11 protein-coding genes and 1 tRNA gene are annotated in these 15,266 nt (G+C 64.1%); 4 read left to right on the plus strand and 8 right to left on the minus strand.

What is annotated here, in order from left to right; translation table 11 throughout:
- On the minus strand, positions 1–203 hold a 203-nt coding region (locus V6767_RS19430; protein ID WP_448474970.1), incomplete at its 3' end, for a hypothetical protein.
- 294 nt (positions 204–497) lie between these two features.
- Positions 498–572 (minus strand) — tRNA-Gln (locus V6767_RS19435).
- Positions 573–1,010: 438 nt separating this feature from the next.
- On the opposite strand from V6767_RS19435, the gene V6767_RS19440 reads away from it, so the two are divergent.
- Positions 1,011–1,913, plus strand: a complete 903-nt coding sequence (locus tag V6767_RS19440; RefSeq protein ID WP_448474971.1) for an MBL fold metallo-hydrolase — start codon at positions 1,011–1,013, stop codon at positions 1,911–1,913.
- Here the strand turns inward: V6767_RS19440 and ppdK are convergent.
- From ppdK to V6767_RS19460, 4 genes are all read right to left on the minus strand, one after another.
- Complete coding sequence (gene ppdK / locus V6767_RS19445; RefSeq protein WP_448474972.1) at positions 1,895–4,570, minus strand: pyruvate, phosphate dikinase; 2,676 nt, start codon at positions 4,568–4,570, stop codon at positions 1,895–1,897. The genes V6767_RS19440 and ppdK overlap by 19 nt on opposite strands.
- A 170-nt stretch (positions 4,571–4,740) precedes the next feature.
- A complete protein-coding gene (locus V6767_RS19450; RefSeq protein ID WP_448474973.1) occupies positions 4,741–8,202 on the minus strand; it encodes a chromosome segregation SMC family protein in 3,462 nt (1,153 codons plus the stop codon).
- A 306-nt stretch (positions 8,203–8,508) separates the two neighbouring features.
- On the minus strand, positions 8,509–9,171 hold the full coding sequence (locus V6767_RS19455) for a DsbA family protein (RefSeq protein WP_448474974.1): 663 nt from the start codon (positions 9,169–9,171) through the stop codon (positions 8,509–8,511).
- 120 nt (positions 9,172–9,291) lie between these two features.
- Positions 9,292–9,801 carry a DUF721 domain-containing protein gene (locus tag V6767_RS19460; protein ID WP_448475020.1) on the minus strand — a complete coding sequence of 170 codons (510 nt, stop codon included), beginning with the start codon at positions 9,799–9,801 and terminating at the stop codon, positions 9,292–9,294.
- Positions 9,802–9,902: 101 nt separating this feature from the next.
- Here V6767_RS19460 and mutY point away from each other — a divergent pair, with 101 nt between their 5' ends.
- Both mutY and V6767_RS19470 read left to right on the plus strand, forming a co-directional pair.
- The gene (gene mutY / locus V6767_RS19465) at positions 9,903–10,973 is read left to right on the plus strand and encodes an A/G-specific adenine glycosylase (RefSeq protein WP_448474975.1); all 1,071 of its coding nucleotides are present in this window, start codon (positions 9,903–9,905) and stop codon (positions 10,971–10,973) included.
- Complete coding sequence (locus tag V6767_RS19470) at positions 10,963–11,577, plus strand: HAD family hydrolase (RefSeq protein WP_448474976.1); 615 nt, start codon at positions 10,963–10,965, stop codon at positions 11,575–11,577. The genes mutY and V6767_RS19470 overlap by 11 nt, the downstream gene beginning before the upstream one ends.
- Positions 11,578–11,737: 160 nt before the next feature.
- Here V6767_RS19470 and V6767_RS19475 read toward each other — a convergent pair whose 3' ends face one another.
- Complete coding sequence (locus V6767_RS19475; RefSeq protein WP_448431257.1) at positions 11,738–12,859, minus strand: DNA methyltransferase; 1,122 nt, start codon at positions 12,857–12,859, stop codon at positions 11,738–11,740.
- A gap of 227 nt (positions 12,860–13,086) precedes the next feature.
- Between V6767_RS19475 and V6767_RS19480 the strand changes: the two genes are divergently transcribed.
- Positions 13,087–14,511, plus strand: coding sequence for a DUF1254 domain-containing protein (locus V6767_RS19480; protein ID WP_448474977.1), 1,425 nt, complete (start codon positions 13,087–13,089; stop codon positions 14,509–14,511).
- A 55-nt stretch (positions 14,512–14,566) separates the two neighbouring features.
- On the opposite strand, the gene V6767_RS19485 is transcribed toward V6767_RS19480, so the two are convergent.
- Entirely contained in the window at positions 14,567–15,079 is a 513-nt protein-coding gene (locus tag V6767_RS19485; RefSeq protein WP_448474978.1) for a DUF6790 family protein, read from the minus strand.
- Positions 15,080–15,266: the final 187 nt, after the last annotated feature.

Here is a 15,266-nt window from a genome sequence, read left to right on the forward strand (position 1 = left end):
GCGAGGCCTGTCGCGCAGTCAGCCAGATCGCGCGCGTAGATCCTGCACGCCTCTTTCCAGTCCGCGGCGTCTTTCACCCTGGTCTGCATCAGCTTGCGCCTGACCTGGCGCCGGATGACGAACGGACGCGACCAATCCAGCGAGCAGGTGCTGGCTGATGACTTCCATTCTGCGGTCAGAATTGTCGGCGGATGGCTCGGCATCCGGTCGGACTGAGACGATCGCGGTGACAAGGTCGACGACCAAGAAGGGAACGTGTGTGCAGGCTTACCTGAATATAACCAGCTTTGGTTGCATTTCCAGAGCGAACGAGAACACGGCGGCGCCAAGTGTAAACGGCGCCTCGGCGGAAAACATGGGCAATCGTCGGCATCGGCTTCAACCTCGTCTGACGCAGCCTGATGCCGTTTGTGTTACAGTTATGTGTGACACTGCGGGTTTGACGCGCAGTGAAACAGACAAAACTGTTTTTTATTTCAATGACTTGAATATCAAGTTGGCTGGGGTGGCTGGATTCGAACCAGCGCATGCCGATACCAAAAACCGGTGCCTTACCGCTTGGCTACACCCCAGCAAGGGCCCGCAGGCATGGGCCGGCGGTGCGCACAGCCTCTTAGCAAAGCTCGCGGCCGGTCTCAACGTCTAAATCTGTCCGCCTGAAGAGATTCTGGGTCATCGGGCGGGTAGCCTGCAGCCCAGATGATCCAGCTCTTTGTTTTGATCCATCGGCTGATCGAAAACCGGATTCCATTTTTTCGCCCCATGCGTGGATTCAAAAAGTGTGAGCGCCTTTGTGCATCCGAATGGATTCGCAGAGGGCGTTCTGGCCGGCGATAGGCACGGACGGCATTGAGCGCCGTGCCTTGGTTCGCACGCTTGGAGCGCGCACATTGGTCGAATGCACGCATAATGCTCTCAGGAGTTCATTCCGATCTTCGGGCCAGTGCTCCGGCCTTGCATTTTGCGCGCATGGTGTCAGACAGGCAGGGCAGAAATTGAAGGAAATGCGAATGGGCATACCCGAATTCGATCCGGCCTATGGACACGCCGTGCCGCTGGCGGAAGGCATTGCGCGGTTGACGGCGAACAATCCCTCGCCGTTTACTTTCTATGGCACGAACGGCTATCTCGTCGGCCGCGACGAGGTGGGCATCATCGATCCCGGTCCCGATATCGACGGACATCTGGAGCACTGGCTTGCCGCGATCGGCGGGCGCAGGGTCCGCTTCATCGCCGTCACCCACACCCATATGGATCATTCGCCGATGGCCCGCAGGCTGAAAGCTGAGACCGGGGCGCCGATCGCCGGCTTCGGCCCGCACGAGACCGCCCGCCCGCTTTTTGCCGGCGAGGTCAATCCCTTTGCCGAAAGCGCGGATAGCGCGTTTCAGCCGGATATCGTTCTCGACGATGGCGATACGATCGCCGCCGATAATGGCTTCGCGCTCCAGGCCGTGCACACGCCGGGCCACACCGCCAATCATCTCGCCTTCGCGCTTCAGGGCACGCCCTATCTGTTCTGCGGCGACCATGTGATGGACTGGTCGACCACGATCGTGGCCCCGCCCGATGGCTCGATGGGCGATTACATGGCTTCGATCGAGAAACTGCTGGAGCGCCCGGAAACCGTTTATCTCTCCGGCCACGGCGACACGATCCGCGATGCCAAGGGCGTGTTGCGGGCCACCCGCTCGCACCGGCGCATGCGCGAAAAGGCGATCCTCGAACGGATCGCGACCGGAGACGAGACCATCGCCGAGATCGTCAAGGTGATCTACCGCACCACGGACCCGAAGCTCCATGGCGCGGCAGCGCTTTCCGTACTGGCCCACCTGGAAGATCTGGTCGAACGCGGCCGGGTGGAAACGGATGGCGCGCCGATGCTCGACAACCGCTACCGGCTTTCCGGCTGAGACTGGCCGATCGTCGCCTGGGCGGCGGCAAGGCGGGCAGTCGGCACGCGGAAGGGCGAGCAGGACACATAATCGAGCGCCAGCCCCTCGCAAAAGCGGATCGAAACGGGGTCGCCGCCATGCTCGCCGCATATGCCGATCTGGAGATCGCCTCGGGTCTGGCGGCCGCGCTCTGCGGCCATCCGCATCAGTTCGCCGACGCCGTCGAAATCCAGTGAGACGAAGGGGTCGCGCTCGATAATGCCCTTCTTCTGATAGGTTCCGATGAAGCCCGGCGCATCGTCACGCGACATCCCGAACGTGGTCTGGGTCAGATCGTTGGTGCCGAGCGAGAAGAAAGCGGAGGTTTCGGCGATCTTGTGGGCGCGAAGCGCCGCGCGCGGCAGCTCGATCATGGTGCCAACGAGATATTCGATCTCCATGCCGGCCTCAGTCATCACCTCGCGGGCAACCGCATCGATGCGTTCCTTCACATAGTCGAGCTCGGCGCGCAGCGACACAAGCGGCACCATGATCTCCGGCACCACGGCCTCGCCGGTTGCGCGGGCTGCGGCAACGGCGGCCTCGAAGATCGCTCGCGCCTGCATTTCGGTGATCTCGGGATAGGAGATCGCCAGCCGACAGCCGCGATGGCCCAGCATCGGGTTGAATTCATAGAGCGCGTCGAGCCGATGCCGGAGCGCCTGCTTGTCCATGCCGAGCGCGTCGGCGACGTCGTCGACCTCGCTTTCGGTCTTAGGAAGGAACTCGTGCAGCGGCGGGTCCAGCAGGCGGATCGTGACCGGCAGGCCGTGCATGATCGAAAACAACGCCTCGAAATCGTCCCGCTGCATCGGCAGAAGCTGGTCGAGCGCGGCGCGCCTGCCCTCCTCGGTTTCGGCGAGGATCATCCGCCGCATCATGTGGATGCGCCCGCCTTCGAAGAACATGTGCTCGGTGCGGCAAAGGCCGATCCCCTCGGCGCCGAAATCGCGCGCGGCGCGGGCATCGGAAGGCGTGTCGGCATTGGTGCGCACCTTCATCCGCCGCACATCGTCGGCCCAGACCATCAGCCGCTGGAAATCCTCCGATAGCGCGGGCTTCTGCGTGGGCGCAGCCCCCTTCATCACCCGGCCCGTCGCGCCGTCGATCGTCACCTTGTCGCCGGCATGGAGCATCACCCCGCCAGTGCCGTGAAGGATATTGTCGAACCGGTCGACGCGCATATTGCCGGCGCCGGTGACGCAGGGAACGCCCATGCCCCGGGCGACGACCGCCGCGTGGCTTGTCATGCCGCCGCGCGTGGTCAAGACGCCGACCGCCGCCGTCATGCCCTGGATATCCTCCGGACTGGTTTCGGTGCGCACCAGGATGACGTTGCGTTTTTCCGCCTTGGCGGCAATCGCCTCCTCGGCAGTGAACACGATCTCGCCGGTCACCGCCCCGGGCGAGGCCGGCAGGCCGGAACCGATCTGGGTGCCGCGATATTCCGGCCGGATGGTCGGATGCAGCATCTGATCGAGCGTTGCTGGATCGATGCGCATGATCGCCTCGGCACGGCTGATCAGTCCCTCATCGGCCATATCCATAGCGATCCTGACGGCCGCTCCCGCCGCGCGCTTGCCGCTGCGGGTCTGCAGCATCCACAGCTTTCCGCGCTCGATGGTGAATTCCATGTCCTGCATGTCGCCATATTGGCGCTCGAGCCGCGCGGAAATGGTCACGAGCTCGCCGAATGCTTCCGGCATCAGCTTTTCGAGCGAGGGCTTTTCGCTGCCCGAGGCGATGCGCCCGGCTTCCGTGACGCTTTGCGGCGTGCGGATGCCGGCGACGACATCCTCGCCCTGCGCATTGACCAGAAACTCACCGTAGAGCGCATTCTCGCCGGTGGACGGGTTGCGGGTAAACGCGACGCCGGTTGCCGATCCATTGCCGAGATTGCCGAACACCATTGCCTGAATATTGACCGCCGTTCCCCATTCCGTCGGAATATTGTGGAGCGTGCGGTAGGCGATGGCGCGCGCGCTGGTCCAGCTTGCGAAAACCGCCGCGATCGCGCCCCAGAGCTGCTCGAACGGGTCCTGCGGGAAGTCGCAGTCGAGCTCTTCGCTGAGCAATTCCTTGTAGCTTGTGACGATATCCTCGAGCTGGCCGGCGGTAAGCTGGGTCTCGGCCTGGTGGCCAAGCTCGGACAACCGCTCCTCGAGAAGCTCCTCGAACACTTCCTGGTCGAGCCCGAGCGCGACATCGCTGTACATCTGGATGAACCGGCGATAGCTGTCCCAGGCAAAACGGGCATCGCCGGTGTCGCGGGCAAGCGAGAGCACGGTCTCGTCATTGAGGCCGAGATTGAGGATCGTGTCCATCATGCCGGGCATGGAGACGCGTGAACCGGAGCGGACAGAAAGCAGAAGCGGCCGGTCGCCCGAGCCGAAGCGGCGGCCGGTTGCCGCCTCCACGGCGGCAAGCCCTTCGGCGACCTCGTCCTTCAACCCGTCGGGAAAGCTGCGGCCATTGTCGTAGAAATAGCGGCAGACATCGGCGATGATGGTGAGGCCGGGCGGCACCGGCAGGCCCATGCGCGCCATTTCGGCGAGCCCCGCGCCCTTGCCGCCGAGCCGGTCGCGGTCAATCTCGTGCTCATCTCCCGCGCCGAAGCCGTAAACCCAATTCGCCATGCATCCGCCTTCATGCGCCTTCCGGATCATCTCCACCATTTCCCGGAAAGCGCGAATTCCTCTTCTGCTGCGAGACGTTAGAGCATCGCGGACGAAATGAGAATTGGGGACTTGCGAAAAAAGCAGCGCGAACGCCATTCTTTGGTCGATAGCTGAGGGCGAGACGGCCCTCAGACCTCCTCGACCAGTTTTTCGGCGGTCTGCAGGTCGACGGAAACCAGTTGCGACACGCCCTGTTCGGCCATGGTGACGCCGAACAGCCGGTCCATGCGCGCCATGGTGATCGGGTTATGGGTGATGACGATGAAGCGGGTCTCGGTGGTCGCCGCCATCTCGTCCAGCAGGTTGCAGTAGCGCTCGACATTGTGGTCGTCGAGCGGCGCGTCGACCTCGTCCAGCACGCAGATCGGGGCCGGGTTGGTGAGGAACACGGCGAAGATCAGCGCCATCGCCGTCAACGCCTGCTCGCCGCCGGAAAGCAGCGTCATGGTCTGCGGCTTCTTGCCCGGCGGGCGGGCGAGGATTTCCAGCCCCGCCTCCAGCGGATCGTCGGATTCGATCAGTTGCAGTTCCGCCATGCCGCCGCCGAACAGGTGCACGAACAGCCGCTGGAACTGATCGTTGACGGCGTCGAAGGCGGCCAGCAGCCGCTCGCGCCCTTCGCGGTTGAGGCTCTGGATCGCGCCGCGCAGCTTGCGGATCGCCTCGATAATATCGTCGCGCTCGTTGACCAGAACGTCGAGCTGGGCCGAAAGCTCGCTCTGCTCCTCCTCGGCGCGCAGGTTGACCGCGCCCAGCCGCTCGCGCTCGATCTTCAGCCGCTCCAGCGCGCGCTCGACCGAAACCGGTTCGGGAAGCTCGGCATCGGGGGCAAGGCCGGTCAGGCGGAAGGCTTCGTGGGGGGCGACTTCCAGCACCTCGGAAATACGCTTTTCCGCGCCCTCGCGGCGCTCGCGGGCGGAGACCAGCCGCTCCTCGGCGCGGCCGCGCTGCTCGCGCGCCTCGGCCAGATTTGAAAGCGCCTGGGCGGCAACCCTGTCGGCCTCGCGCTGGGCGGTTTCGGCCTCGGCCAACCGGTCGGCGGCGGCCTTGCGGGCCTCTTCGGCCTGCTCCAGTTCGCGGGTCAGCTGCCGGCGCTTCTCCTCGAACTCCTCAGGCGCCTCCTCAAGCGCTTCCAGTTCCGCGCGGGCTTCCTCCTCGCGGGACTTCAGGGTTTCGATCTGCGACTCAGCGCTTCTGGCGCGGTTCTGCCAGCCTGCCCGCTCCTGCCCGATCGCGGTCAGGCGGCGCTGGCGGGAATCGTTTTCGCGCAGCAGACCGTCATGGCGGGCGCGGGCCTCGGCCAGTTCGCCGCGATGGCGCGCCACCTCCGCGCCCTGCGCCGAAAGCCGGTTTTCGAGCGCGGAGTAATCCGGCGTTTCGGCAAGCGCCGCCGAGGCATTCTCGAAGCTCAGCACGATATCCTCGCCCTGCGCCTGCAACTGGCTCAGCGTTTCGGCGGCGACATCGCGGCGGCGCACCAGTTCGCCGGATGCGCGCTCGGCCTCGGCAAGCGCTGCCCGTGCATCGGCCACGGCGCGGCCCGCCATGCGCACCGCCTCGCGCGCTGCGGCCACCGCCTGCTCGTTTGCGCGAACGGCCTCGCCGGCCTCGGCCTGTGCCGCCTGGGCATCCTCCAGCGCCACCTCGGCCTCGCGGCGTTCCTCTTCGAGCGCTGCCAGCCGGTTCTTCTGGGACAGCCTGAGGGCCGCGGCACTTGGGGCATCCGCCCCTTTGATGAAGCCATCCCAGCGATAGACCGCGCCCGCCTCGGTGACCAGTTCCTGGCCCGGTGCGAGCTTTGCCATCAGGGCAAGGGCTTTGTCTTCGGCCACAAGCCCCACCTGGCGCAGGCGACGCGACACTTCGGCGGGCGCATCGACAAGCGTGTTCAGCGGACGGCAGCCTTCAGGAAGCGCGGCATCGCCGTCGCCATCGCCATTGCCGTGCCAGTGGGCCGGGGCATCGGCCTCCAGCGGGGCATCGAGATCGTCACCAAGCACCGCGCCGAGCGCGGTCTCGTACCCCTGCTCGATGCTCAGCAATTCGGCAAGCGGGGTGAAATCGCCGGCGGCAGCGCTTGCGGCCAGCATCCTGTCGATCGTGCGCGCCTCGGTCTCGATTTCCGAAAGCCGCGCACGCGCGGCCTCCACAGGCTGGCGGGTCAGCGCCTCGTTGCGACGCGCCTCGGCAAGCCGCTCGTCGGCTTCCTCGGCGGCGGCAAGCGCCTCTTCTTCAGCGACCGTCGCTTCTTCCAGCGCCGCCTGTTTTTCCGCCGGGTCCGGCAGGCCGGCAATGCGTTCGCTGATTGCGGAAAACTCGGATTGTGCGTCGCCGATCTGGCGCTCGATCCGCTGGCGGCGGTCGGTGAGGTCCGCGATGGTGCGCTCGAGCTGGCTGCGGTTGGCCGCAGCCTCGGCCCGCTCTGCCGTCAGCGTGGTGAACACCGCCTCGCTTTCGCCAAGCCGAGCCGCGGCTTCGTCCATCTTCTCCCGGGCCTCAGCAAGCTCCTCGCCGGACAAGCCGATCAATTCCGTAAGCTCGGCCTCCTCCTCGTCCAGCCGCGCGAGAATGGCACTGTTGTCGGCGATCATGGCCTCCTCGCGGCGAATGTCCTCGCCAAGCTGAAGCAGCCGACGGGAGAGTTCATCGCGGCGCTGGGTCTGGCGCGAGGCATCGTCCTCAAGCTGGCGGCGGGCGATCTGCAGACGCTGGAGAAGCGCCGCGGCCTTGACCTCAGCATCGCGCAGTTCCGGCGTCTTCAGGCCGGCGATCGCCTGGGCCTTGGCGGCTTCCATTTGCTGGTTGGCACGCTCGGCCACCGTCGCGGTCAACTGGTTGAGCGCGCTGGTCGCCTCGCCTTCCGCCGTCTTGGCATCGACCCATCGCAGATGCAGCAGGATCGCGTCATGAGCGCGGATATCGGCCGAAAGCATCTTGAACCGGGTCGCCTGCCGGGTCTGGCGCTTCAGGCTTTCGATCTGGCTGGTCAACTGCCCGGTGACGTCCTCGAGCCGCTCCAGATTGGTTTCGGCGGCGCGCAGGCGGAGTTCCGCCTCATGGCGGCGGGAATAGAGCCCGGAAATCCCGGCGGCCTCTTCCAGAAGCTGGCGGCGCGCCTGCGGCTTGGCCTGGATCAGCTCGCCAATCCGCCCCTGCCCGACCATGGAGGGCGAGCGTGCCCCGGTCGAGGCGTCGGCGAACAGCAGTTGGACATCCTTGGCGCGCGCCTCCTTGCCGTTGATGCGATATTGCGAGCCCTGCTCGCGCATGATCCGGCGCGAGACCTGGATCTCGTCGCTGTCGTTGAAGGCGGCGGGCGCGGTGCGGTCGGAATTGTCGATATGAAGGCCGACTTCGGCGGCATTGCGCGCCGGGCGATTGCCGGAGCCGGAGAAGATCACGTCGTCCATGCCCGAGGCGCGCATGTTCTTGTAGGAATTTTCTCCCATCACCCAGCGCAGCGCCTCGACAAGGTTCGATTTGCCGCAGCCATTCGGCCCGACGACGCCCGTCAGCCCCGGCGCGATGATGAAATCACTTGTTTCGACAAAGGATTTGAAGCCGATAAGGCGCAGGCGGGTGAACTTCATGCCGCGCGCCCCTTGATGGCGATCGGCTGGCCGAAGCCATCCGTGCCTGCCGCCGCCGCATAGCCCCCCCATCTTCTCGCCCCGGAGGGGAGAGATGTCGCGAAAGCGACAGTGAGGGGGGAGTCTTTCCTCTCGAACACCCTCACGATTGGATACGCTGCTTCACCCTCACTGCCCCTTTCGGGGCATCTCTCCCGCAAGCGGGAGAGAGTATCGGGAGCAAGCCGCAAGGCCAGATACACTCGCCCAAACGCAAAAAAGCGCGCGCCGTTGCTGGCGCGCGCCCGAAATTCTTCGAACGTACGGTCAAAGCATGCTGTTGATGAGGGCCGACATGGTGTCAACCGACATATCCCCCGCATATTTCTTTCCGTTGATCAGGAAGGTCGGCGTGGCGTTGACCCCGAATTCATCCGCACCGCGCGTTCTGACTGCGTTAATGTCATCAAGCAGCTTCTGGTCCGTCAAGCAAGCCTGAAAGCTTTCCTGTGTAAAACCGGCAAGTTTCGCCATTTGCAGCATGGCGGCGCTGCCGTCTTCGGCTGTCGCCCAGGTGCGCTGCTGCTGGAACATCATGTCGACGAACGGCAGATACTTGTCGTTCGGCGTGCAGCGGGCAAGCATGAAGGCCGCCATGGCGCGCGGATCGAAGGGAAATTCGCGGAAGATATAATAGACCTTGCCGGTATCGATGAAGTTTTCCTTGATCGCCGGGAAGGTCTCTTCCTGATACTTGGCGCAGTGGGGGCAGGTCATGGAGAGATATTCGATGATCTTGACCGGCGCATCCGGTTCGCCGAGCGCAATATCGGGAAGGCTGCCGGGTTCCAGCGCCTTTTCCATATCGACGCTGCCCTGGCTCTTCGGCAGGTCCTGCGCCATGGTGGATGAGAAGCCCATGGAGCCGATTGCCGCGCCGACAGCCGCGCCGCGCAGCAGGTTCCGCTTTGTGATCTCGAATTCAGGCATAGTCTCTACCTCGTCTGTTTCCCGTAGCTCTCACTAGCGACCGCAGCCCGAATGTACAAGCCGCCCGCCGCGCCAAGGCTTCAAACAAATGTGACCTGAGCATGCTGAACGATGGCTGAATTAGCGGCGCCCTTTGCGCTTCTCGCTCATGACACCGGCACCCAGTCGCATGATCGCTTTCCTGAGCGCCTCGGATTCGATGCCTTCGAGCCGCGCCTCAAGGTCACGCTTTTCCGATGGCGAGAGCATGGGCTTGGGACGATGATTTCCGCCGAGCGGCTGGACCGGCTTTTGCACCACCCTCACCCGCTCGATCGCCACATAGCCGAAGAAGCCATTGACCCGGTGGATCAACTCGTCCTGGGCGTGGGTGAGAAACAGAACCCGCGCGCCCTCGCAGGCAATCGTCAGCGTTCCCGGCCTGAAACCGCCATCCTCCTCAGCGCCCGACCGTTTCGGCCAGGCGATCTTTTCGGGGCGGGAGAATTCGGCATAGGTCTCGCCGGCAATCTCCGGCCAGGCATTGAGAAGCGCTGTGGAGATGCCGGCGCGTTTTGCGAGAATCGGATCGATGAGGCCGTTGGCGACATCGGCAATCTGGCTGGCGCTTCTTGAACGGGTGGGACGCATCATGCTCTTTCGACAATAAATATGAAAACGGGCAGCAGATGTTGCCCGTTCGCGCCCGGCACTGTACGCGATCAGGAGAAAAAGCACAGCACCGGAATTTCATGGATCATTTTTCTCACGACCTGCTCACCTGGTACGACCGCCATCACCGCGACCTGCCCTGGCGGACCGGCCCCGGTGACCGGCTGAAGGGCGCGCGAGCAGACCCCTACCATGTCTGGCTTTCCGAGATCATGCTGCAGCAGACCACGGTGCAGGCGGTCAAGGCCTATTACCAAAAGTTCCTCGCCCGCTGGCCGAGGGTCGAGGACCTGGCCGCAGCCGAAACCGACGAGGTCATGGCCGCCTGGGCCGGGCTCGGCTATTACGCCCGCGCCCGCAACCTGAAGAAATGCGCAGAAACCGTCGCGCGCGAACATTGCGGCGTGTTTCCCGACACGCTCAAGGGGCTGAAGGCGCTGCCCGGCATCGGCGATTACACCGCAGCAGCAATCGCCTCGATCGCCTTCGACCGCCCCGAAACCGTGGTCGACGGCAATGTCGAGCGCGTCGTCACCCGGCTTTTCGCAATCGAGACACCGCTGCCCGCCGCCAAGCCCGAAATCCGGTCATGGACCGCGAAGCTGACGCCGCGCGAACGGCCCGGCGACTTCGCCCAGGCGATGATGGATCTCGGCGCCACGATCTGCACGCCGAAGCGGCCGACCTGCGCGCTCTGTCCGTTCCGCGGGCACTGTCTGGCGCTTGCCAATGACGATCCCGAACGGTTTCCGCTGAAGATGCCGAAAGCCGCACGGCCGGTGCGAAAGGGTGCCGCCTTCGTGGCCGAAACGCCGGATGGCCGCGTGCTGCTGCGCACCCGCCCCGGCGCGGGACTTCTCGGCGGCATGGCGGAACCGCCGACCACCGGCTGGACGGCCCGCCAGGATGGCGAGACCGGCAGCGACGCCGCCCCTTTCGCCGCCGACTGGAGCCATGCCGGCGAGATCACCCACGTCTTCACCCATTTCGAGCTGCGGCTTTCCGTCTGGCATGCGGTGACGGCGGAGCAGCCCGTTGATGGCGGGCGATGGGAAACCGGGCTTGGCGAAAAAGCGCTTCCCAGTGTAATGAAGAAGGCCATTTCCAAGGCCATCCCCGATGCATTCAAACGGAGACCCCATGACCGCTGAAATCCGCCATATCGTCTACGACATCGGCCATGTTCTGGTGCATTACGACCCGCTGATCCCGTTCAAGCGCATCATTCCGGACGAGGCGAAACGCAACTGGTTTTTCGCCGAAGTCTGCACCAATGCCTGGAACCACGAGCAGGATCGCGGTCGCCCCTGGGCGGAAGCCGAGGCGGTGGCGATTGCCCGCCACCCCGAGGAGGCCGACAATATCCGCGCCTTCCGCGCCCACTGGCCGGAGATGATCCCCTATTGCTATGACGATTCCGTGGCCCTGTTCCGCAAGCTCGCCGCCTCAAAACACGACGTCACCCTGCTGACCAATTTCGCGTCAGACACTTTCAGCATCTGCCGCGCGCGCTATCCGTTTCTGGAGGAAGGCCGGGGCATCACGGTTTCCGGCGAGATCGGCATGGTCAAGCCCGACCGCGATATCTTCGAGCGCCATGCAGAAACCTTCGGCCTGACGCCGGAGGCGACGCTGTTCATCGATGACAAGGCGGAAAATATCGAGGGCGCGAAGACTGCCGGCTGGCACGGCATCCGCTTCGTCAACGCCGCCCAGCTGGAACGCGACCTCGCCAAATACGGCATCACCGTATGAAATAATTCGGGCCCGGCAGGGACCGGGCCCGAAGGATGCGTCTTGTCTGGAGGTCAGGACGCCTTTTGCAGGGTTTGCCTAACAACCGATAAACGATAATGCTAAACAAATTCTATATTTAGTTGCATTATCGCTAATATAGGTTGTGACTGGCGGCCGCTCAGATTGCCGCCGTCGCCGCGCGGATTTCGCCGCGCAGCCGGTCGATCGGATGGCGTTTGCCGGCCTCCTCATAGTGCCAGAAGGTCCAGCCATTGCAGGCCTCCGCGCCCTGCACCTGAGCGCCGAGCCGGTGGATCGAGCCGGCGGTCTGGCCGCTGACCAACGTTCCGTCGGCGCGCACCAGCGCCACATGGTCGCCCTTGGGCGAGGTCAGGCGGTCGCCGGGCGAAAGCAGGCCGCTCTCGATCAGCGACACGAAGGCGACGCGGGGCAGCGATTTCTTGCTCGGCAGCGGCTTCAGCATATCCGCCGAAAGCGGATCGATCGCGTCGATACGCGCCTGGGCGGCGTCGATATACTCCTGCTCGCGCTCGACGCCAACGAAATGGCGGCCGAGCCGCTTGGCGACAGCGCCGGTGGTGCCGGAGCCGAAGAACGGATCGAGCACGACATCGCCGGGTTTCGTGGAGGACAGGATGATGCGCGACAGCAGCGCCTCGGGCTTCTGGGTCGGATGGACCTTGCGGCCCTCCTCATCCTTCAGCCGCTCGCCGCCCGAGCAGATCGGGAACAGCCAGTCGGAGCGCATCTGCACATCGTCATTGGCCGCCTTCATCGCGTCGTAATTGAAGGTATAGCCCTTGGTTTCCGCATTGGGGCTGGCCCAGATCATGGTCTCATGCGCGTTCTGGAACCGGCGACCCTTGAAATTCGGCATCGGATTGGTCTTGCGCCAGACAATGTCGTTCAGGATCCAGAAGCCGAGATCCTGCATCTTGGCGCCGACGCGGAAGATGTTGTGGTAGGAGCCGATCACCCAGATCGTGCCGGTGGGCTTCAGCACCCGCTTGCAGGCAAGCAGCCAGGCGCGGGTGAAGGCGTCATAGACTTCAAACGAAGCGAACTGGTCCCAGGCGTCGTCGACGGCATCGACCTTCGACTGGTCGGGTCGATGGAGCACGCCGCCAAGCTGGAGGTTATAAGGCGGATCGGCGAAGATCGCGTCGACCGAGTGATCCGGCAGGTTTTCAAGCGCTGCAACGCAATCGCCCTTGATGATGGTGTCGAGCCACGGCGCGGGACGCGCCGCCTTTGCCTGAAGGGCGGAAACCGGAACCATGTGATACTCGCTTTTTACACATACTCGAAAACTGGTGACGAACCGGATTTTCCGCGAGTTTGGTTACCAAAGCCTGAAGCCCGCGCAAAAATGTCGCGCCCTGCTTTTCCCGCATCACAAGTGTTCGGCCATGCTGTATTCATATTTCAGGTTGTATAGAGGCCAGGATTGAAACCGCCGCCGGCACGCGCAGCTTGCGACGGCACTGTGCGCAACAGGAGATACAGATGTACAAGCTCTTCATCGCCGGCCTTGCGGTTGCCGGCCTTCTTCTTGTCCCGGTCAGCGGCATTGCCGCCGACAGAACTAACGATACCGCCAGGATCGCCGAGGAGGCGACCGTCTACGGCCTGCCGATGGTGGACCTCTACAAGCTGATGTACGATCAGGCGATCGACACGGGCAATTCGCAGTTCAAGGCCCCGTTCAACACGCTGCACAATGAATCCAACGTGTTCACGCCTGCCGATACCTCGATCGTCACGCCCAACAGCGACACGCCCTATTCGGAGCTCTGGATGGACCTGCGCGCCGAGCCGCTGGTGCTGTGCGTGCCCGCAATCGACAAGGACCGCTACTACTCGGTGATGCTGACCTCGCTCTACACCTTCAATTTCGGCTATATCGGCTCGCGAACCACCGGCAATGACGCCGCCTGCTACGCCGTGGCCGGGCCCGACTGGAAGGGCGATGCGCCGAAGGGCATTGCCAAGATGTTCCAGTCCGAGACCGAGTTCGCGACCGCGCTCTATCGCACGCAGCTCTTCAACCCGGCCGATATCAACAATGTCCGCAAGATCCAGGCCGGCTACACGGTCGAGCCGCTTTCCGCCTTCCTAGGCGAGCCGGCGCCTGCGCCGGCCCCTGCGATCGACTGGCCGAAGATCGACGACCAGTCGGCGAAGGAGAATCCCCTCGGCTATCTCGCCTTCCTGCTCGAGTTCGCTCCGGCAACCGGCCCGGCGGCGGTCGAGAAACCGCTGCGCGAAGAATTCGCCAGCATCGGGCTGGAAGCCGGCAAGCCCTTCCCCCCGGCAGATGCCGGCGAGGCCGAGCTTGCGGCGATCGAACAGGGCGTGAAGGCCGCCCGCGCCGATATCGCCAACGCGATCAAATCCATGGGCAAGATCGAGAACGGCTGGAGCGTGAGCACCGGCGTTCAGGGCAACCGCGATGGCTATGACGGCAATTGGGGCCTGCGCGCCGCCGTCGCCGTGGCTGGACTGCTTGCCAACGACACCGCCGAGGCGGTCTATCCGATCACCAATATCGACATCGACCACAACAAGCTCGACGGCTCGAAATCGGATTACACGATCACCTTCAAACCCGGCGAACTGCCGCCCGCCAACGCCTTCTGGTCGGTCACCATGTATGACGGCAAGACCCAGCATCTCGTGCCGAACCCGATCGACCGCTACCTCATCAACGCGCCAATGCTGCCCGAGCTTTCAAAGAACGCCGATGGCTCGCTGACCCTCTACATCCAGAAAGACGCGCCGACGGACCCCGCGAAAAAGGCCAACTGGCTGCCCGCGCCCGACGGGCCCTTCTATGTCGCGATGCGGATCTACTGGCCGAAACAAGCCGTCCTCGACGGCGACTGGCAGCCTCCGGGCATCGTGCCCCACGCTCTCGCTGAGAAGGGTTGATGAAAGAGGCGACCGGGTCTTTGCGACTTGGCCGCCTCGAGACAGACCGGCCCTTTCAAGCTGAGCGGTGCGCCCCCTCCCGGCTCATCGCCAGCAGTGCCAGCCCGAAGACCGGCAGAAGGATATCCGTCCAGAACACGACGCCGGCATTGCCGGGTGCGAAATTGTGGGTGCGGACCATGTCGATCACGTGGCCGACCGCGGCACCCCAGAGAAAGCAGGTGGGGCCGACGATCGCGGCGATCCTCAGGCCGCGGTTGCCGGCGACAGCCATGAACCCGACGACCGCGAAGCCGAGGCTGGCATAGCCGACCTCCGCCTGGAACGGGCTATCCGCCCAGCCGATGAACGAGGCCGTCATCTTGCCGAAGAAGACATGCATGATGAAATTATAGAACAGCGAAACGCCGATCGAAAAGAACAGGAACCATGCGAGCAAGGCCTCGACCACGGCGCCTTGCGGACGCGGCGGTCGCTGAGCGGCAAGCGCGATCGCCGCGGCGATCAGGCCAAAGACGAAGCAGGTCAATGTGAAATTCGAAAGCGCAAAGGTGATCGCAGCGGCCATCCGGCCCTCCCTTTCCCCGCCGCCCATCGCGGCGCCGGCTCACATGATAGTCTCAGTCGGGGTTTCTGGAAATCGGCTTTCGCTTCCCCCGGGGAACATAACCGACGGCGTTTCGTTGGGCCTGAAAGAGCCGTTTCCCGATCTCCATAACGGGCACGGCCACAACGCCTGCAGGATTGGAGGGAAG

Source organism: Martelella sp. FLE1502 (genome assembly GCF_053484255.1).